This is a genomic window from Stenotrophomonas maltophilia group sp. SKK55, assembly GCF_057179845.1.
The window spans coordinates 128,483-147,213 of sequence record NZ_JBXUHP010000059.1; the positions used below are offsets into that span (position 1 = coordinate 128,483).

Here is an 18,731-nt window from a genome sequence, read left to right on the forward strand (position 1 = left end):
GCGTGGTTCCGCAGGCGTCATGGAAGTCAGCGCGAGAAGCCGGGCACCGGGTCCTGGCTGACCGGCCCCAGCAACCACGACCCCCATTCGGGAAGATGCGGCTTGGCTTCGCGCTCGCCAGGCAGCGGCAGTTCGGCGTTGCGTGCCAGCGGCTGCACCAGACGCGGGGTGACGATGATCACCAGCTCCTTGTCCTGGCGCTTGTAGTCGAAGTTGCGGAAGAACGATCCAATGATCGGCAGGTCGCCCAACAGTGGAATCTTGTTGACGTTGGAGACGATGTTGGAGCTGACCAGGCCACCAATGACGAAGCTCTCGCCATCACCCAGCTCGACCGTGGTATCGGCGCGACGGGTGGTGATCGAGGGAATCTGCACGTTGTTGAGCACGATCGCGTTGCTGTAGTCCAGGTCGCTCGCCTCCGGCGCCACCTTCAGCGCGATCCGGTTCGGCGCCAGCACCGTTGGGGTCACGGTCAGGCCGATGCCGAAGGGCTTGTAGGTGATGGTGGTGGTGCCAAGCCCCTGCGGCTCCAGGATCGGCAGCTCGCCGCCGGCCAGGAAGCTGGCGCTCTGGCCGGACAGTGCCACCAGCGTCGGCTCGGCCAGCACGCGCGCCATGCCATTGCTCTGCAGCAGTTCGACATCGGCGTTCCACAGTCCCTTGGTCGAGCCGAACACCAGCCGGAACGCCGAGGAAATCGGCGACACGGCCTCGTTGCTGCTGTTGCCTTCCTTCATGCCGGGCAGCAGGCCGGTATTGCCGGGCAGGCCAGTGCCGGGCCGCGCGAAGCCATAGGCGAAGCCGCCGTTGCGGTTCTGGAAGTTGATGCCGATCTGCTTCATCGCGGTCTTGTTGAACTCGACCACCTTGACCTCGACCTGGACCACGCCCCCACTGTTGATGGTGGACGCATCGGCAAGCACCCCGTCCTTGCCCAGCGCCATGGCCGCAGTGCGCTGTTCCTGCATGTGCGTGAGCATGCTGTCGGTGCTTCCCTGCAGGAGGCCCTGCTGGTCCTGCTGGGTGAACACCAGCCCGGTACCGCCGGTGCTGGCGGCGCCCTGTACGGCGCTCTGCACCCGTACCGTCAACCGCTGTGGCTCGGCCTGTCTGCGGTGCCACAGCAGCAGGGTGGTGGTGCCAGGCGTCTTGCCGACCAGCAGCGCCTGGCGCTGCCCGCGCAGCATCACGATGTCGGCTACACCCGGGTCGGCAATGGCCACCCGCTCCAGGTCGGCCGGCAGGTTCCAGGGACGCTGCTCGCGCGCCTGCAGCACCAGGTCATCGGCGGCCACGCTCGTTGCCGGCGCCAGCAGCACCAGCAGCAGGGCCAGCCAGCGCTGGCGGAGGGAGAGGCGTGGACGGCGGCGACGTTCGGTCATGGATGCACTCGATGCAGGTCAAAGGGAGGCACGGGATGCGGAACTGTCGCCGCGGATGATCTCGATCCCCGACGCGCGCGGTGCACTGCGACGTGACGCCGGCGCGCGCGCCGGTGCATCCGGGGTGCTGCGTGGCGGTGCACTGCCACGTCCGGCCAGCGCGTCGCTGTCGATACCCGCAAAGGCGTGGTTCTCCGGCCGCTGCAGGGCGAGCTGCTGTTCGGCGTCGAGCCCACGCAGCGGGTCGATCACTCCGCGCGATTGCGGGAACAACGCCAGGTCGGGCAGGCCGGTATCGGCGGGATTGCGCAGGGCCAGGAAAAGTTTGCCCTGCTGCGCACCCAGCAGCAGCCGGTTGGCGTCGGCCACCGGTACCGCAAGCACCGCGCTGCGTGCGGGTTGCGGCGCTTCATTGCTGCTGCTCTGCGTGCTGCCACTTCCGGTGATGTCGGCAGCGCGCGGGTCGTTGCGGGTGTCGGCCTCGCTGTCGGAAGTAGTCTCTGTGGCCAGCGGCACGATGTCCTGCTGGCCGTAGCTCAGGACGCGCAGGCGCGACAGCAGCAGGCGCGTCTGCGCCGCTTCGCCAGGGCTGTTGATGTTGGGCTGGGCGTTGCGCAGGTTGAGGAAGACGTCGACGAAATCACCGGGAAGGATGCGGTTGCCGGCACCGACCAGTTCGTCCACGGGGACGGCCAGGGCACGCTCGCCCGGCCGCAGCTGCAGCGAGAAGCCCTGAGCCAATGCGCTGCCGTTGATCACACTGCCTTCGGCAATGTCCTGCACCGGCACCTTGCCGGTCACGGCGGCAATGCTGGTAGCGGCGCCGGGGACGGGTGCGGTGCGCTGGGCCAGGCGCAGGCCGTTGGCGCTGATCGGCTCGCCCGCAGGCAGGCGTGCCACGGCTTCGACCACGGTGATCGCCTGGGTCTCGTTGTGAGCGACCGGCGCGACCGTTGCAGGTGCGGCGGGTTTGCGCCCGATCATGAAGGCGATCAGCGCCAGCAGCACGGCCAGGCCGATCAGGGCGACGGCAGCGATGCGGGTCAACTTGAGCATGGAACCATCTCCAAAGTACCGATCATCAATTGCCGCTGCCGAGATCGAGCTGCGCGACCGCGACGCTGCGGATGGGGGCCTGCATCACCCACTTGTAGAGCGTGGCGGTGCCGGGCAGGAAGGGATGGCTGGCGTAGTCGTAGCTGACCGTCACGGTCATGCACTGGGCCGTGGCCAGACCGGCGCAGGGTGCCTGTGCCGACACCACGATGGCGTTGCTGCCCCCCGCGCTGCAGTCCACGTTCTGCTTGGAAAACTGCAGCAACCATTGCATCGAGGTGCGTGCGGCGACGCAGGCGGCGGTGCGTCGTTCGCTGGCGGTGCCGTAGCGCAGCGAGGCACGCGCGCCTTCGGCCGATGCGGTGGCCAGGGTCTGTTGCGCCGCCATGATCATCACTCCGGAGAAGGTGAACAGCAGCAGCGGCAACAGGCCGAGCATCAGCATCAGGGCGAACTCGATGCTGGCGACACCGCGTTGCAGGCGTGGGCTGCGGATGTTCATGGTGCACCTCCGTAGATGCTGGCCAGCACCCAGCCGATGGCGGCCAGTGCCAGGTAGGCTGCATAGGGAATGCCACGTCGTCCCTGGCGGGCGGCCTGCATGTCACGCAGCACCGGATGCGCTTGCCACTGCGTGCTGGTGCGATTGACCTGCATCTGCAGGTGACCGGGCAGCAGCACGCCCAGGCGGCGACCGGCCAGCACCAGTACGGCATGCAACCCAGCCGCGAGGCTTGCCACCAGCCAGACCGGCAGCAGCGCCTGCCAGCCCAGCATCAGGCCCAGCACGGCGAAGAACTTCACGTCCCCGGCGCCCATCCAGCGCAGGGCATGGAACGGCAACAGCGCCAACAGGCCGACCGCCGCGCCGGCAAGGTGGGGCAGCCACGGCTGGCGCGGCGCACTGAACTGGCCGACCACGATTACCGCAGTGGCGATCACGCATGCGGCGACCAGCCAGGTGTTGGGCACCCGACGGGCATACAGATCACTGATCGCGATCCGCAGGCACACGCCGATGGCCAACAATCCCAGCACTGTCATCGCACACTCCATCGTCCGTCACTGGACGGTCTTCGCCTGGTTCCATGCGCCCCGCCGTCGCGGCCCTGCCGGCCGCGCGCGGTCGCCGTTCAGGTCGTCGAGCCCGACGCCTTGGTGGCCAGTGCGGAGAGGTTCTTGAACAGCGTTTCGAAGAACCCCTTGATCTGGTCGTTGCCGACCGCAATCAGGACGCCAGCTATCACGGCAGCCAGCAGCCCGTACTCGAGCGCGGTGACGCCGTCTTCTTCCTTCAGGAATTTGCGGATCGATGCGTTCATGACCAATGTCTCCCTCTACCTGTCTGCGGATGCAGTACACCTGCGTTGGGCGGTGGCCCGGCTCCGCCGGGATCGTCCGTGGGCCTCCGCGCGTCCTGGCGGAGGAGGCACGGCGGGACAGGCCCGCTGTGCTCAAGCAGGGTGATCGTTTCCAGGCGGGACATTGGCCGCACGGTCGCGACCGGACGGCCCGGGGCCGGTGGTCGAGGCATCCAATGATGCGTGCGTGGTCATGCTGTCCCCCTGGGTGCGGCCAGATCAGATGGCTCGATCACCGTAATGTCGACTTTGCCTGAACGGCGGTTGGCTGCAACCGGAACCTATATGCAAATTCGGCAGAAACCCCGGAAGCCTGAAAATTCCAGATGGTTTTTGTGACGAAAATCCGTTCGCAGGCAAAACGATTCATTGTCGTGTAGATAATGTGATTCGCCTTGTGGTTCCATGCGAAAACCGTGCCACCTGCTCAGACATTTTCTTCACTTGTGTATCCCGTTTCATCATTCAGCGCCGCGGGTTTACCTTTGCCGATTATTGGGCATACTCGCATTCAAGCTCTTGCATTGAGATTTGTACGATCGCATCGACGCCGGCGCCGCCGGCGTGGCAACGGAAATGGATTCTGGATCGTTGCGCGCCCTGTCAGGCAGTGGGGGCCGCAGCGGATGGCGGATCAACGGGGGGACAACACTGTCATGGTCGATGGTGGGGTAGAGGACAGCGACGACAGTGGCCTTCGGTCGATAGACCTGGCCACGCTGAGCGGCGTGCTTCGCGTCTGCGATGTCGAACTGCTGCTGCTGGATGGCAACGGGCCACGGGCGGCCTTCGCTTCGCGCGTGCACGAGGAAGCCCTGTTCTGCAGCATCAGCTGCGGCTTCCATTGCCGTGGCCGTTTCATGCTGCCGCCGGACTGGGCGATGCTGGGGTACCTGCACGCAACCGATGAAACGATGAGCTGGTGCCACGGCGTGCCGCTCTCGCCGGGCATGGCGCTGACGATCATGCCGGAGGGCATCAGTGAGTTCACCCTGAGCCCGGGCACGCACATGACCCTGATGCTGGTGCCGGTGGCCCGCGTCCAGCGCAAGCTGACCGAACTGAGCCTGCGCAGCACGCCACCTGCTGGCCAGGCACTTTCGCTGTTCAACCTGGCCAGCGACGCCGCGCCGCTGGCGCGCCATTACCAGCAGCTGCACCTGCAGCTGGGGCAGGGTGCAGGCCTGCAGCCGGATGAGACCGAGAACCTGCTGCATGAGCATGTGCAGGCCCTGCTGGGCGCCGGTGCGGCGGATCGCCCGGGCTGCACCCGTGCGCGGCGCACGCATTATCTGATCGCGCAGCGTGCAGAGAACTTCATGCGGCTCAACCTGCGTCGCAATATCTACATGAACGAGATCTGCGATGCCGCCGGCGTCAGCGAGCGCGGCCTGCGCTATGCGTTCGAGGACCTGTTTGGAACCTCGCCGAACCGCTACCTCTCCATGCTGCGCCTGTGCGCGGCCTGCCGCAGCCTGTCGATGGCAGACTCCAGCCGTCGCTCGGTGAAGGCGATCGCCCTGAGCTGCGGGCTGTGGGACCTGTCGCGCTTCGCCGACAATTACCGCAAGGTATTCGGCGAACTGCCGCGCGACACCCTGATGCGCGCACCCGCGCAGATCGGCCAACCGGCCTGATCCAGGCCCGGCAAGGGTTTTTGCGGTGTTTATGCCGGAATTGCGTATCCGCTTGCCGATCGTGTTGCCGCTTATGCATAGCCGGCTGCCGATTCCGGCCGTGGATTTGCCGGAATGCGCGATTGCCGTGCCGGATTGAAGTGCACCGCCCTTGTTGCAACCGCTGAAATGTCAGTCACCTGCCTAGCGGCAAGTCCACTGACATTCCAGTTGTTCGCCTACGGGGGAAATGCTCATGAACCGCATCTACCGGCGTGTATGGAACCGCCAGCTCAATGCTCTGGTTGTGGCCTCGGAACTGGCCACCGGCGACAGCGGCGGCAGCGCCGCACGCGATCCGCGCGCCTTCCTGCTGATGCCCACGGCCCTGGCCCTGGCACTGCTGTGTGCGCTGGCCAGCGGTCACGCAGGGGCCTCGGAAACCAATCAATCGCTGCGTGACCTGCAAGCACTCGCGGCAAAGTATGCGCAGCCGATGCCGGTCAAGGTTGACGCGGAAGTGGCCCTGGCTGCCGCCGCGCGGCAGGCGCAGAACAGCCCCGCAATCAGTGCGGATGCTCGTCTGGGCCTGCAGTTGAACACCACGTCGCTGCCGGTGGTACGTGACGTGTTGCCGGCCACCGTGCAGGTGAAGCTGGCAGCGAACACCGTGCCGAAACAGGTGGCCGTGCCGGCACTGGCGGCTGATGTCCGCGCCAATGTTGGCGTGGGCAACGCTGCGGCCAGGGCGGCACAGGTGGATGCATCGCTGGCTGCGCACGTTGCGCCCGGCGCGCAGGCGCCGCTGGGCGTTGCTGCCGATGCGCGCGCCAGGGCCAAGGTCGGCATCGCTGGCCGCCAGGTCGCTGCGATCAATACGGGTGCCCAGGCGGCCGCCGGCCTCAGCGGTGCAGCCGCCGGATCACTGCCTGGGCTGAAAGCCACCGTCGACGGCAAGGCCGACACGCATCTGGCGGTCGCTGGCCATCACATCGAGGGGCAGGGCCAGGCCCGGGCGACGGCGGCAGTCACGCTGCCGGCCAAGGAAGAACTGCCGGGTGAAACCCATGATCGTGTCATCAGTGCCGCGTTCGATGCCGGCGTCGCCGGCAAGGTGCGCGTGCAGGCGCCAGACGGCCAGGAGGTAGTGGCCGATCGCAATCTGAAGCTGGCCGGACAGGGGACGGTGGCCGCACAGCACAGCGCGCTGGGCGTCGGCAACCTGGTCGGTGGTGCGGTGGGTGCTGTCGGCGGGACGCTTCACGGTGCCGCGGGCGCAGTTGGTAGCGCGGTGGGTGGCGCGCTGAACGGCACTGTCGGCCAGGTCGGCAGCGCAGTGGGTGGCACACTCAACAACACGGTGGGCGCAGTTGGCGGCGCAGTTGGCGGTGCACTGAACGGCACAGTCGGCACGGTTGGCGGCGCAGTCGGTGGCGCGCTGAACGGTACTGTCGGTACCGTTGGCGGTGCTCTGAACGGCACTGTCGGTACCGTTGGAAGTGCAGTGGGCGGCGCACTGAACGGCACCGTCGGCCAGGTCGGCAGCGCAGTGGGCGGCACGCTCAATAACACGGTAGGCGCAGTCGGTGGCGCAGTTGGCGGTGCTCTGAACGGCACCGTCGGCCAGGTCGGCAGCGCAGTGGGCGGTACGCTCAACAACACGGTGGGCGCAGTCGGTGGCGCAGTTGGCGGTGTTCTGAACGGCACTGTCGGTACCGTTGGAAGTGCAGTGGGCGGCGCACTGAACGGCACTGTCGGCCAGGTCGGCAGCGCAGTGGGCGGCACGCTCAACAACACGGTAGGCGCAGTCGGTGGCGCAGTTGGCGGTGCTCTGAACGGCACTGTCGGTACCGTTGGAAGTGCAGTGGGCGGCGCACTGAACGGCACTGTGGGCCAGGTCGGCAGCGCAGTGGGCGGCTCGCTCAACAACACCGTCGGTGCAGTCGGTGGCGCGCTGAACGGTACTGTCGGTACTGTCGGCAGTGCGGTGGGTGGTGCTCTGAACGGCACTGTCGGTACCGTTGGAAGTGCAGTGGGCGGCGCACTGAACGGCACCGTCGGCCAGATCGGCAGCGCAGTGGGCGGCACGCTCAACAACACGGTCGGCACGGTTGGCGGCGCCGTGGGCGGCATTCTCAACGGCACTACCGGCAGCCCCACCGGCGACCTGGGCGGCGTGCTGGGCAGCACGCTGGGCAGTGTCGGAAGCGCGGTGGGCAACCTGCTCAACGGCAATCTCAACGGCACCGTCGGCAACCTGGGCAGCGCCGTGGGGGGCCTGGTGGGAGGCACGCTGGGCAGCCTCGGCCTGACCCAACCCTCGGCGATTCCACCGACCAGCCCGAAGGCGCCGGCTCCGGCGGATCCGAATGCGGGCCTGATCATCGGCACCGGCGGTCTGGTCGGCAACGTCGGCCAGCTGATCGGGCCGACCACCACCAGCCTGTTCGGCGGCAACGGCTACCTGAGCAACGGCAATCTCAAGCTCAGCAACGCCAACGTGATGCAGACCTATTCGACGGTCAACGTGCTGGGCCTGCCGGTGGTGAACCTGTCGCCGGTCGGCAGCACGCTCAATGGCCTGGGCGGTGCGGTCACCGGCGGCAGCTCGCACCTGACGCTGATCGGTGGCGTCACCTCCGACAGTTACATCTACAACATCAACAACGGCAACCCGGGTGGCCTGCTGGGCCTGCTGCTGCCGAAGGATTCGCCGGCGTGGGCGGCCAAGTGCCTGGACATCGCCCTGGCCGACATTTCCTGCTGGGCGGTCAACGCCGCGCAGGACTACCAGGTGCTGATGGGCGACGGCGCCTTCGCCAACGGTTCGAAGGAAGTGGTGATCGGTGCCAATGCACGCCATGAACTGCCGAAGGTCGATGCCAATGTCGCCTTCCCCGGCGATGGCGTGAACGATCCCAGCAATCCGACCGGCGTGCCGACGGCCGACTATGCCGCCCGCATGGGCCACTCGGTTGTCGTCGGTGACAGTGCCGTGGGCACCGCCAACGGACAGACCCTGCTGGGTGCCGAAGCCACTTCGAACCAGGCCAACTCGGTCGCGCTGGGTTACCGCTCCGCTGCACTGCGCGGCGCTCAGGCCAGCTACAGCGCCTACGGCCTCACCGCACCGCAGGTTTCGGCCGGCGAAGTGTCGGTGGGCACGGCCGGTGGTGGCGAGCGCCAGATCACCAATCTTGCCGCGGGCAGCGCCAATACCGATGCTGTCAACGTGGCCCAGCTGAAGGGCGCCATCAGTCTGATCGACGATGTGGCCTCCGCAGCGGTCACCTATGACCTGGATGGCTCGGGCAACCCGAACTATCGCCGGGTCACGCTCGGCGCAGGCACCGGCACCACCACCATCGGCAATCTTGCCGCTGGCGCGGTCACCGCCGGCAGCCTGGAGGCGGTCAACGGTGGCCAGCTGGCGGCGACCAACAGTGCCATCGCCAGTTTCTTCGGTGGTCGTGCGGCTTTCGATCCGGCCAGCGGCATCTTTACTGCACCGTTGTTCGAGATCAGCACGATCTCCACTGGCGGTGCCATCGCCAAGGGCCTGTATGAGAATGCCACCGATGCCTTCGCCGCAGTCGATGGCTCGCTGGTCAACCTCAACACGCAGATCACCGACATCCGCAACGGTGGCACCAAGTACCTGCGGGTGAACTCGACCGGCACTGAGGCGGTGGCCAGTGGCACCGATTCGATCGCGGTGGGTACCAATGCCCGCGCCACTGCCGCCAACAGCATCGCGGTGGGTGCCGGCAGCCTGGCCGATCGTGCCAACTCGGTGTCGATCGGCGCTGCCGGTGCCGAGCGCCAGGTCACCAACATGGCCGCCGGCACGGCGGCGACCGATGCGGTCAACGTGGGCCAGCTGCAGGCCTCGGAGCAGGGCGCGCTGCGCTATGACCTCAACGGCGACGGCAGCGTCAACTACGCCAGCGCCACGTTGGGCCAGACCGGCACCGCCACCACGCTGCGCAACCTTGGCCCGGGCCAGGTCAGTGCCACCAGCAGTGAGGCCATCAACGGTGCCCAGCTGTTTGCCGCCAACCAGGCGGTGGCCACCCATCTGGGCGGTGGTGCCACGGTCGATGCCAACGGCGTACTGACCGCACCGACCTACTCGATCAACAACGTCGCCGCCAACGGCACGATCACCAAGGGCAACTACAACGACGTCGGTACCGCCTTCGATGCGGTCAGCAACTCGCTGGCCAACGTCGCGGACCAGACCGGCGAGATCGACAAGCTGGCCGTGAAGTACGACGTCGATGGCAGTGGCAACGTGCTCAACAGCGTGACGCTGACGGGTACCGGCACCGGCGCGGTGAAGATCACCAACGTCGCCGCCGGCAGCATCCTGGCCGGCAGCAGTGATGCCATTACCGGCGACCAGCTGTTCAGCACGAACAGCACCATCGCCACCTACTTCGGTGGCACCACCGACTACAACGGCACCACCAACGTGTGGACCGCGCCGACGTTCAGCATCTCCAGCATCGCCACCGATGGCACCTTCACCAGCGGCGATTACAACAACGTCACCGCTGCCTTCACCGCTGTCGACGGCTCGCTGAAGGTCCTCAACCAGCGCATCACCAATGGCGGTGGTGGCAGCGCATACCTGGCGGTCAACTCAACGGCGGCCGCAGCCACTGCAGCCGGTGCGGAAGCCGTGGCGGTCGGTCCGCAGGCCAGTGCAGCCGGTGCCAACAGCGTGGCGGTCGGCAACGGTGCCAGCAGCAGTGCCGGCAACAGCGTGGCGCTGGGCGCCGGTTCGGTCGCCAGCGTCGGTGCACAGAGCGGCTACACCGGCGCCTACGGGCAGACCGGTGCCAGCAACTCGGCCGGTGAAGTCTCGGTCGGCAGCACCGGCAGCGAACGCAAGATCACCCACGTAGCCGATGGCTCGGACACCTACGACGCGACCAATGTCGGCCAACTGAAGAACGGCGTGAACTACGCCATCGACGAGTCGAAGAAGTACACCGACCAGAAGATCCAGAACATCACCAACGTGGCGGGCAGCTTCCGCGCCAACAACACCAACAACCTGGCCGATCCGTCCGCCAGCGGCGCCAACTCGGCCGCCGGTGGTGCAGGCTCCACTGCCGCCGGTGCCAACTCGACCGCGCTGGGCAATGGTTCGCAGGCGCAGGCCGACAACTCGGTGGCGCTGGGTGCGGGTTCGGTGGCGAACCGGGCCAACACGGTCTCTGTCGGTGCCGCCGGTGCCGAACGCCAGGTGGTCAACGTGGCAGACGGCTCGCAGGCCACCGATGCGGTCAACGTGCGCCAGCTGCAGGCCTCGCAGCAGGGCACGATCCGCTACGACACCACGGTGAACGGCGCGACCAACTACAACAGTGTCACCCTGGGCAGCACCAGCAGCGGCCCGACCACGGTGCGCAACGTCGCCGCCGGTACTGCTGGCACCGATGCCGTCAACGTCGACCAGCTGAAGTCGGGCATGGCGCAGACCCTGGACTGGTCCAAGGCCTACACCGACGAGCGCATGGGCGGCTTCGAGCGCGACCTGCGCAAGACCGACAATCGTGCTTCGGCCGGTATCGCGTCGGCGATGGCCACCGCAGCGCTGCCGCAGCCGAGCGAGGCGGGCCGCAGCATGGCCTCGATCGCCGCAGGCAGCTACAACGGCGAATCGGGCGTGGCGGTCGGTATCTCCGGTGTCTCCGAAGGCGGCCGCTGGATCTACAAGTTCAGCGGTTCGACCAACAGCCGTGGCGAGGCCGGCGTGGCCGTCGGTGCCGGCATCCAGTGGTAATCCCCGCCGCCGGGCCGCACCCGCGGCCCGGCATCGCGGAAACGTCTACAGGGGGAACGACATGAAACAGCATCGCATCGCCCGCGCCGGCCAATGTGCCGCCACGCTGGGCCTGATCCTGGGGATGGGCCTGCTGGCCGCCTGCCGCAGCCATGCGCCGGCCGCCGACGGTCCTGCCGACGCCACCGCCGTGCACTTCCCGGAGGCCTCCAAGGCCTCGCTGAAGGAAGGCATCTATCCCGACGTCGCCGACCTGCGCCGCTTCGCGCCGGGCATGAGCAAGCGGCAGCTGTACACGCTGCTGGGCACGCCGCACTTCAATGAAGGCATGTGGGGCGTGCGCGAGTGGAACTACCTGTTCAATTTCCGCACCGCGCAGGGCGCGGAATACTTCACCTGCCAGTTCCAGGTGCGCTTCGACAGCAAGGGCGTCGCGCAGGGCGGGTATTGGAAGCCGGAGTCGTGCGCGGCCGTGCTCGAACCACCGCGGCCACCGGCGCCGCTGGCACCGGCACCGCTGCCGGAGCAGCCCCTGCGGCTGTCGGCCGACGCGCTGTTCGGATTCGACAGCGCGGTACTCAGCGCCGAAGGCCAGCAGGCGGTGCAGGGCATCCTGGCGCAGGTACGCGAGGCCGCGCAGGTGCAGTCGATCAAGGTAACCGGCTACACCGACCGCATTGGCAGCGCCAGCTACAACCAGGCGCTGTCGCAGCGCCGCGCCGACGCCGTGCGCAACGCGCTGGTGCAGGGGGGCGTGCCTGCAGCCAGCATCAGTGCCGAGGGACGCGGCGCGGCCGAGCCGATCGTGCAGTGCGAGCAGCGCAACCGGCGCGAGCTGATTGCCTGCCTGGCACCGAACCGGCGCGTGCAGATCGCCGGGATGGCACAGCCACATTGACCTTCCTGCGCCGGGGCGGTGCCCCGGCATTCCGAGTCCCCCCTGACCGCCGGCAGGCGTGGCAACGTCTCCCCCGTCGTCCACGCCTGCCTGCGGCTCAGGTTTTCAAACGGTGCACGCGATGAATGCCCAATTCCTGCCACTCTCCATGAAGACGGAAGCTACGCTCAGCGTGTACGGCCAGCTCGGCAATCATGCCGTGGTGCGCATCCCCGGGCGGCGCCTGCCGGGCCTGATCCTGCAGGCCGACACCGTGGCCGGATTCCTGGCCCAGTTGCAGGAAGCCCAGGCCTGCCTGCGCAGCGGTCGCGCACAGCGCGCCGACGCCGAGCTGGACATGCTGATCGACGTGCTGCAGCAGTGGTACGCCCTGATCGAATCGCGCCTGGCCGACGCCGGCGAGGCCCTCTAGCAAAAAAAAGGGACGGAGGGGATTAAGTCGTTTCCGGCACAACCGGGGCATATGCGACTTGATCCCCTCCGTCCCCTTTTCTCAAGCGCGGGCGCGGATCAGCCAACAGGCGGCATCCACACGAACGCGGTCACCTTCGATGAACGGCGCGAATGCGGCCAGTGCTTTTTCGCGAAGCACTGCCGCGCGGGCTTCCGGCATCGATCGCAGGGCCAGTCCCAACGGTCCCAGGTGGCCGACATAGGTCGGCAGGTCTTCGCGGGCGAGCGAACAGGGCAGGTCCACCGCAACCACTTCCACGTCATTCCAGCCGGCGGCCTGCAACAGGCGCTGCACGCGCTCGCCATCGGCAAAAGCGAACTGTCCCGGTGCGCCGGGTACGCGGGGTGGGAGATCCAGTGCATCGCCGATCGCGCGCTCGGCCGTGGTCATGAATGGATTTTCGTCGGCACTGCGCCAGGCGATGAAGCGCAGCCCAGCGCTGGGTGTCGTGGCACGATGCAGGTTGGCGAACGCGGCCTGGCTGTCCTCGAAGAACATGACGCCCAGCCGCGACTGGATCCAGTCGAAGCGCGCGGGCAGCAGCGGATGGCGCTGCGCGTCTGCCACGATGAAGTCCGCGACCAGTCCCGCAGCCTCGGCGCGCTGGCGGGCCAGCGCCAGCATCGGCGCGGAGATGTCCAGGCCGGTGCAATGTGCCCCGGGGCGCGCTGCGGCCGCGGCCAGCAGGCTGGCGCCGGTGCCGCAGCCGATGTCGAGCAGTTCGGTAACGGTCTCAGGAAGTTCGGTGACCAGCAGGTCAGCCATCGGCTGGAACAGGCCGTCAAGAACAGCCTGTTGCGCAACCCACGCCTGGCCGCCAGGGCCGTTCCACAGGGCGTTCTGATCAATGGAAGATGTGCTGGCCATGGCCTTGCCTCGCGGGGTAGTTGCCCATAGCTTGGTGCTTGAAGGTCACTTGAGGTCAAGCCTGTGCGTGAACTGGATATCGGCGAGGTGGTCAAGCGCAGTGGCGTGCCGGCCTCGACCCTGCGCTACTACGAACAGCTGGGGTTGTTGCATGCGCTGGGGCGCCGCGGCCTGCGCCGGCAGTACGACGAGCAGGTGCTGGAACGGCTGGCCTTGATCGGCCTTGGCCAGGTGGCCGGCCTTTCGCTGCAGCAGATTGGTGCATCACTGCCGTCGCAGCATGGACGCATCTCACTGGACCGCGAGGCACTGCTGGCGCAGGCCGACGTGCTGCAGCGGCAGATCACCCGGTTGCAGCGGGTGCGCCGTCAGCTGCAACGCGCGGCGGCATGCCCGCTGGCGGAGGATGCCCGGTCGTGCAGTTCGTTCCGGAAACTGTTGCGCGCGCAGCAGCGGATGAGGGCATGAGAGAAGAGCCTCCACGCCCCGCGTGGATCATCAATCGCGGGTGCTGACTTCCCAGGTGGCATGCAGCACGCCCGGCACCTGCTCCATCCGTGCCAGCACCACGTCCAGTTCATCGGCACTCACCGCCGTACTGACCAGCACCGCGATCACATCGGTAGGCGCGTCGGCGTGCTCGACCACCTGCACATCGCCCACCGGATACTGCGCCGCTTCCAGCGCATCGACCAGGCGCTCGCGCACCCGCGGCACGGCGTCGGCATCCACGCTCAGGCGCACCTCGTAGGTGGCTTCGGTCGCTGCCTCGTCGATCGGAATGCGGTTGATGGCATTCACCAACGGCCGCAGCAGGGTGTTGCCGGCGATGATCAGCACGGTCAGCAGCACGCCCTCGGCCAGCATGTCCGCGCCGGTGCAGCTGCCGACCGCTGCAGAGCACCACAGGGTGGCGGCGGTGTTCAGGCCACGCACGTTCATGCCTTCCTTCATGATCACGCCGGCGCCAAGGAAGCCGACGCCGGAGACCACGTAGGAGATCACCCGCACCGCCTCGGCGCTGCCGGCGATGCGCATGCCCAGGTCGACGAAGGCGGCGGCGCCGACTGCCACCAGCACGTTGGTGCGCAGGCCGGCGGTGCGTTGCCGGTACTGGCGCTCGGCACCGATCAACGTACCCAGCACGAAGGCGGCCAGCAGGCTGACCACGGTGTCGGCGAAAGGACCGGCCTGGAAGGTCTCAATGAAGCGCATGGCCGGAGTCTACCCGGTCGAAGTGACAGTAGATCCACGCCATGCGTGGATACCCGGAAGTGCCAGAAACGACTTAATCCCCTTCGTCCCCTTTTTGCCGGGTCAGTCGGTGTCGTCGACGCGCTCGCCCATCAGTTCGCGCTGGCGCTTGTCCAGTTCCTCGGCATAGCGCTTGCGTACGAAGGCTTCGGACACCACGCCCAGCACCTGGCCGTCGGCGCCGACCACGGCCAGTTCATCGGCCTGGGTCTGGTCGAAGCGCTGCATCACGCTGACCACGTCCGCAGACGGCGACAGCGATACGTCCCGGTTCTCGGCCAGCTCGCCGATCACGGTCTCCGGCTTCACGCCGTCGCCGTAGACGCGCGGGATCTGCACGATGCCGGCGTAGTGACCCTCGCTGTCGATCAGGATCACCCGGCTGCCCGAGCCCAGTGGGAAGCGCTGGCGGAACGCGGCGGCATCGATATCACCCGGGGCGGTGGCCACGCCCTTGCGCATCAGCCGGCCGGCGTTGAGGTTCTGTACCCAGCCCACGTCGCGGGCACTCTTGATGGTCTCCCCGCGCAGGTGCATGCGCCAGGTCGAGAACGAGTAGCCGAACCACTGCCGTACCAGCGTGCTGGAGACCAGCACCGCGCTCATCACCACGCTGGTCAGCAGGAAGTCGTGGGTGCCTTCCAGCACCAGCATGGCCATGGTCATCGGCGCGCCAACCACGGCGGCGGCCAGCGCGGCCATGCCGGCCAGCGCGGCCGAGGTGGCGTCGACTACCGGCACGCCGGTGGCCATGGCCAGCAGGCCGGCGAACAGCGCGCCCACCAGCGTGCCCATGAACAGGGAGGCGAAGAACAGGCCGCCGCGGAAGCCGAATCCCAGCGAGATGCCCGAGGCCAGGCACTTCAGGGTCAGCAGGCCGCCGATCCAGATCAGCGGCAGATGCGTGGTCAGGTCCAGGTGCAGGGCGCCATGGCCGGACGACAGTACCTGCGGGCTGGCCAGGGCCAGCGGAATCAGCAGCAGGCCGCCCACCACCGGCCGACCCCAGGCAGGCAGCGGGCTGCGCTTGACCGTGCCCTCGATCGAAGCGATGAGCCGCATGATGACAATACCGACCATCGCGCAGCAGCAGCCGAGCAGGCCGTAGATGGCGTAGTCGGCGGCGCGCACGTCGATGGTCGAAGCGGCAGGCAGCAGGTAGGCCTCGATGCCGGCCTGGTCGGCCACGAAGGCGCCGGCCAGCGCGGCGACCGCCACCGGTGCCAGCGCAGCGGGGGTGTAGGCGCCGATGACGATCTCGAACGCATAGAACGCGCCCGCCAGCGGCGCACCGAAGGCGGCGGCGATGGCACCGGCAGCGCCGGCGCCGACCAGGATGCGCACGTCGTTGCGGCGCAGGCGCATCACCCGGCCCAGCTGCGAACCAGTGCCGGCCCCCATCTGCGTATACGAAGCTTCCAGCCCGACCGAGGCACCGCAACCATTGGACAGCAGGGTCTGGGTCAGCACGATCAGGTTGTCGCGCATCGACATGCGGCCGCCGTGCAGGGCATTGGCTTCCACCGCATCGAGCAGGGGGCGTTTGAGCCGGGTCGCGGCCAGGCTGACCAGGCCGACCAGCAGGCCACCCAGCGGCAGCACCAGCAGCGCGGTCCAGGTCAGCGAGGGCAGGGAGCTCAGGCGCATGCCGTCGTCCAGCCCATACAGCGTGGCCTGCAGCCAGCGTGCGATGCCGGACTGCAGCAGGGTCAGGTAGCCGGCAAGCAGGCCGACCAGCAGGGCAAGTGCGATGAACCACAGGTCGCTGCCGCGCAGCCGCAGGCGCAGGCCCTGGAAGGCCGAATGCAGGCGCGATGGCGAAACAGGCAGTGACATGGTGGCGGCATGATACGCCGCCACCGTGATCGCCACCGTCACTGCATCGGGCGGCTACCGCTTCAGAAGCGGTAGCGGCCCTGCACGTAGAAGGTGCGCGGTGCGGCCACCATGCGGCCGGCGTTGCCATCGACGTTGCGGGTGTACCAGCGCTTGTCGGCCAGGTTGTTCACGCCCAGCGCGATCTCGCTGTCACCCAGGCCCGGCACCTGCCAGGCCACCTGCGCGTTCCACAGGCGCACGCCCGGCACGCGGCCCACGCGCGCGTCAGCGCTCTCGGCCCAGGTGTTGGCGGCGTCGGAGAACTGGCCGCTCTGGTGGGTGCTGGAGACATTGAAGGTCCAGCCGGCCAGCGCGTAGCGGGCGCCGACGCTGTCGGTGTCGCGCGAGTAGAACGGCACGTCCAGGCCACGGTTGTCACCGGACTGCTGGATCGCCTTGGTCCAGGTGTAGTTGGCGTACAGCTCCAACCCGGCCAGCGCACTGTCCTCGGCGAAGTGGTACTCCACCGCGCTCTCCACGCCCTTGTGGTCGGTGGCGCCGATGTTCTGGAAGGTCGGCGGGGTGATCCCCGGCACCTGCAGGATCTGGTTGTCGAAGCGCATCTTGAACACGGTCATTTCCGCGCGCAGTGCACCGTCCTGCCAGCGCGCGCCCAGTTCGGCGGTCTTTGCCACCTCCGGGTTCAGCGGATTGCTGGCGGTCTGCGAATTGAGCTGGATGTTCTGCACCGGCCCGAACGAGGTGGTGTAGTTGCCGAACACGGTCAGCTGCGGGGTCAGCAGGTAGGCGATGTTGAGCGAAGGCAGGGCCTTGTTGTTGCGGCTGCTGAACGTCGCCGCACCACCGGCCTGGCGGCGGTCCATGTCGATCCACTCCATGCGCACGCCAGGGGTGATCCGCCACTGCCCGATCGCAATGCGGTCGTCGATGTAGAAGGAGTGCGCATCGGTGGCGTTGTCGAAACGGTTGGTGGCGCTGGCCACGCCGGTGCGGCGGGTGACGGTGTAGCTGCGGTCGTTGCCACGCTCGCGCAGGAAACGGTAGCCGGCGGTGATGTCGTGAACGCTTGCACCCCAATGCAGGCGCTGGGTGTAGCGCGGCTCGATGCCGAGCACGCGGTAGTCGCGCGGCTGCACGGTCAACTGGGTGTTGGCGGCGTTGATCAGCGAGCTGGCACGGGTGCTCTCGTTGTAGTAAGCCAGCACCTCGAACTCGCTGTTGGCCGACAGCGTGTTGGTGTAGCCCAGGTCGATGCCGGTGCGGTGGCCCTTCCAGAAATCGGTGGGGCGGGTGTTCTGGAACGGGTCGGCCTCGTACTGCGCACGGGTCAGGCCGCCCGGGGTCAGCGAGCGCACATCGTAGTAGGACAGCTTGGCGCGCAGTTCCTGTTGTTCGTCGATGGCATAGGCGAACTTCAGCGCCAGGTCGTTGAAGCGGTCATCGCTGCCCTGGCGCCAGCCACGCCCGTCCTGGCCGGAGTACAGCAGGGCTGCGCCCAGGCCATTGTTGCCGGTGCCACCGAGGAAGGCGTTGTACTGGGTGCTGTCGCCACCGCCATGGTCGTAGGCGGTGTAGCGCACGCCGGCTTCGCCGTGCAGGCCGGCGCTGGTGGGAATGGCACGAGTGCTGAAGTTGATGATGCCGCCCACGTTCTGCGGGCCGTAGCGCACTGCACCGCCGCCGCGCACCACGTCGATCGATTCGATGTTGGACAGGCTGGTCGGCGCGAACGACAGCTGCGGCTGCCCATACGGCGCTACCGCCAGCGGCACGCCGTCCAGCAGTACCGTCGAACGCGGCGAGTAGCGCCCGGTCAGGCCACGAACGCCGATGTTCAGCGACACGGAACTGCCGGCGGTGCCGGAGTTTTCGGTGACCTGTACGCCGGGGATGCGGCGCATGGCATCGCCGATGCTGGCCGCGCCGCTTGCCTCGATGCGCTGGCGGTCGACCACCGTGCGTGCGCCGGCAAAGCGCTTGACGCTGTCATGCAGGCCGGTGCCGAGCCAGCTGCCCGAGACCTGGATGCTGTCCAGCGTAGTGGCGCTGTCCTGGGCAAAGGCGCGGGTGGCCGGAAGCAGGCACAGGGTGAGGGCAGCGGCCAGGGGCAGGCGGGCCGGTTGCAGGGCGTGGATGGGCATCGGTGCGGGTTGTGGGAGGTCGTAAATGAGAATTATTGCTGATTCCATTCGCTATTGGAATGCGCC

General features: G+C 67.6%; 14 protein-coding genes. 5 read left to right on the forward strand and 9 right to left on the reverse strand.

The features are described 5' to 3' along the window. Positions 1-26: 26 nt before the first annotated feature. The 5 genes from AC2A1N_RS18650 to AC2A1N_RS18670 all read right to left on the reverse strand — a co-directional run bounded on the left by AC2A1N_RS18650 (position 27) and on the right by AC2A1N_RS18670 (position 3,763). A complete protein-coding gene (locus AC2A1N_RS18650) occupies positions 27-1,385 on the reverse strand; it encodes a type II and III secretion system protein family protein (protein ID WP_242893726.1) in 1,359 nt (452 codons plus the stop codon). An 18-nt stretch (positions 1,386-1,403) separates the two neighbouring features. After that, a complete protein-coding gene (gene cpaB, locus AC2A1N_RS18655; RefSeq protein WP_061479833.1) occupies positions 1,404-2,441 on the reverse strand; it encodes a Flp pilus assembly protein CpaB in 1,038 nt (345 codons plus the stop codon). 25 nt (positions 2,442-2,466) lie between these two features. Beyond that, complete coding sequence (locus AC2A1N_RS18660; RefSeq protein WP_061479834.1) at positions 2,467-2,943, reverse strand: TadE/TadG family type IV pilus assembly protein; 477 nt, start codon at positions 2,941-2,943, stop codon at positions 2,467-2,469. After that, positions 2,940-3,485 carry an A24 family peptidase gene (locus AC2A1N_RS18665; RefSeq protein ID WP_134969148.1) on the reverse strand — a complete coding sequence of 182 codons (546 nt, stop codon included), beginning with the start codon at positions 3,483-3,485 and terminating at the stop codon, positions 2,940-2,942. Before AC2A1N_RS18665 ends, AC2A1N_RS18660 begins: the two co-directional genes overlap by 4 nt. A gap of 89 nt (positions 3,486-3,574) precedes the next feature. Further along, a complete protein-coding gene (locus AC2A1N_RS18670) occupies positions 3,575-3,763 on the reverse strand; it encodes a Flp family type IVb pilin (protein ID WP_005416979.1) in 189 nt (62 codons plus the stop codon). Between the two features lie 695 nt (positions 3,764-4,458). Here AC2A1N_RS18670 and AC2A1N_RS18675 point away from each other — a divergent pair. From AC2A1N_RS18675 to AC2A1N_RS18690, 4 genes are all read left to right on the forward strand, one after another. Then, positions 4,459-5,439 (forward strand): AraC family transcriptional regulator, encoded by a 981-nt coding sequence (locus tag AC2A1N_RS18675; RefSeq protein WP_061479836.1) that lies wholly within the window; start codon positions 4,459-4,461, stop codon positions 5,437-5,439. Between the two features lie 235 nt (positions 5,440-5,674). Continuing rightward, positions 5,675-11,212: an ESPR-type extended signal peptide-containing protein gene (locus tag AC2A1N_RS18680; RefSeq protein WP_484373125.1), complete on the forward strand. Its 5,538-nt coding sequence runs from the start codon at positions 5,675-5,677 to the stop codon at positions 11,210-11,212. A gap of 61 nt (positions 11,213-11,273) precedes the next feature. After that, entirely contained in the window at positions 11,274-12,110 is an 837-nt protein-coding gene (locus AC2A1N_RS18685; RefSeq protein WP_061479838.1) for an OmpA family protein, read from the forward strand. A gap of 148 nt (positions 12,111-12,258) precedes the next feature. After that, positions 12,259-12,522, forward strand: a complete 264-nt coding sequence (locus AC2A1N_RS18690) for a DUF6959 family protein (protein WP_231352155.1) — start codon at positions 12,259-12,261, stop codon at positions 12,520-12,522. Positions 12,523-12,603: 81 nt separating this feature from the next. On the opposite strand, the gene AC2A1N_RS18695 is transcribed toward AC2A1N_RS18690, so the two are convergent. Further along, positions 12,604-13,431, reverse strand: coding sequence for a class I SAM-dependent methyltransferase (locus tag AC2A1N_RS18695; RefSeq protein ID WP_061479840.1), 828 nt, complete (start codon positions 13,429-13,431; stop codon positions 12,604-12,606). Positions 13,432-13,494: 63 nt separating this feature from the next. Between AC2A1N_RS18695 and AC2A1N_RS18700 the strand changes: the two genes are divergently transcribed. Next, positions 13,495-13,899: a MerR family transcriptional regulator gene (locus AC2A1N_RS18700; RefSeq protein WP_061479841.1), complete on the forward strand. Its 405-nt coding sequence runs from the start codon at positions 13,495-13,497 to the stop codon at positions 13,897-13,899. A gap of 30 nt (positions 13,900-13,929) precedes the next feature. Here the strand turns inward: AC2A1N_RS18700 and AC2A1N_RS18705 are convergent, their stop codons facing one another. The 3 genes from AC2A1N_RS18705 to AC2A1N_RS18715 all read right to left on the reverse strand — a co-directional run bounded on the left by AC2A1N_RS18705 (position 13,930) and on the right by AC2A1N_RS18715 (position 18,665). Then, entirely contained in the window at positions 13,930-14,646 is a 717-nt protein-coding gene (locus tag AC2A1N_RS18705; protein ID WP_061479842.1) for an MgtC/SapB family protein, read from the reverse strand. A gap of 102 nt (positions 14,647-14,748) precedes the next feature. Then, positions 14,749-16,521, reverse strand: a complete 1,773-nt coding sequence (locus AC2A1N_RS18710; protein WP_061479863.1) for a chloride channel protein — start codon at positions 16,519-16,521, stop codon at positions 14,749-14,751. 62 nt (positions 16,522-16,583) lie between these two features. After that, on the reverse strand, positions 16,584-18,665 hold the full coding sequence (locus AC2A1N_RS18715; protein WP_061479843.1) for a TonB-dependent receptor family protein: 2,082 nt from the start codon (positions 18,663-18,665) through the stop codon (positions 16,584-16,586). Positions 18,666-18,731 lie beyond the last annotated feature (66 nt).

Excerpts from the sequence above, each read along its gene's own strand:
- AC2A1N_RS18650 (WP_242893726.1), bottom strand. The coding sequence starts at position 1,385 with ATGACCGAACGTCGCCGCCGTCCACGCCTCTCCCTCCGCCAGCGCTGG.
- cpaB (WP_061479833.1), bottom strand. The coding sequence starts at position 2,441 with ATGCTCAAGTTGACCCGCATCGCTGCCGTCGCCCTGATCGGCCTGGCC.
- AC2A1N_RS18675 (WP_061479836.1), top strand. The coding sequence starts at position 4,459 with ATGGTCGATGGTGGGGTAGAGGACAGCGACGACAGTGGCCTTCGGTCG.
- AC2A1N_RS18685 (WP_061479838.1), top strand. The coding sequence starts at position 11,274 with ATGAAACAGCATCGCATCGCCCGCGCCGGCCAATGTGCCGCCACGCTG.
- AC2A1N_RS18715 (WP_061479843.1), bottom strand. The coding sequence starts at position 18,665 with ATGCCCATCCACGCCCTGCAACCGGCCCGCCTGCCCCTGGCCGCTGCC.
- AC2A1N_RS18670 (WP_005416979.1), bottom strand. The coding sequence starts at position 3,763 with ATGAACGCATCGATCCGCAAATTCCTGAAGGAAGAAGACGGCGTCACC.
- AC2A1N_RS18710 (WP_061479863.1), bottom strand. The coding sequence starts at position 16,521 with ATGTCACTGCCTGTTTCGCCATCGCGCCTGCATTCGGCCTTCCAGGGC.
- AC2A1N_RS18690 (WP_231352155.1), top strand. The coding sequence starts at position 12,259 with ATGAAGACGGAAGCTACGCTCAGCGTGTACGGCCAGCTCGGCAATCAT.
- AC2A1N_RS18665 (WP_134969148.1), bottom strand. The coding sequence starts at position 3,485 with ATGACAGTGCTGGGATTGTTGGCCATCGGCGTGTGCCTGCGGATCGCG.
- AC2A1N_RS18695 (WP_061479840.1), bottom strand. The coding sequence starts at position 13,431 with ATGGCCAGCACATCTTCCATTGATCAGAACGCCCTGTGGAACGGCCCT.
- AC2A1N_RS18660 (WP_061479834.1), bottom strand. The coding sequence starts at position 2,943 with ATGAACATCCGCAGCCCACGCCTGCAACGCGGTGTCGCCAGCATCGAG.
- AC2A1N_RS18680 (WP_484373125.1), top strand. The coding sequence starts at position 5,675 with ATGAACCGCATCTACCGGCGTGTATGGAACCGCCAGCTCAATGCTCTG.
- AC2A1N_RS18705 (WP_061479842.1), bottom strand. The coding sequence starts at position 14,646 with ATGCGCTTCATTGAGACCTTCCAGGCCGGTCCTTTCGCCGACACCGTG.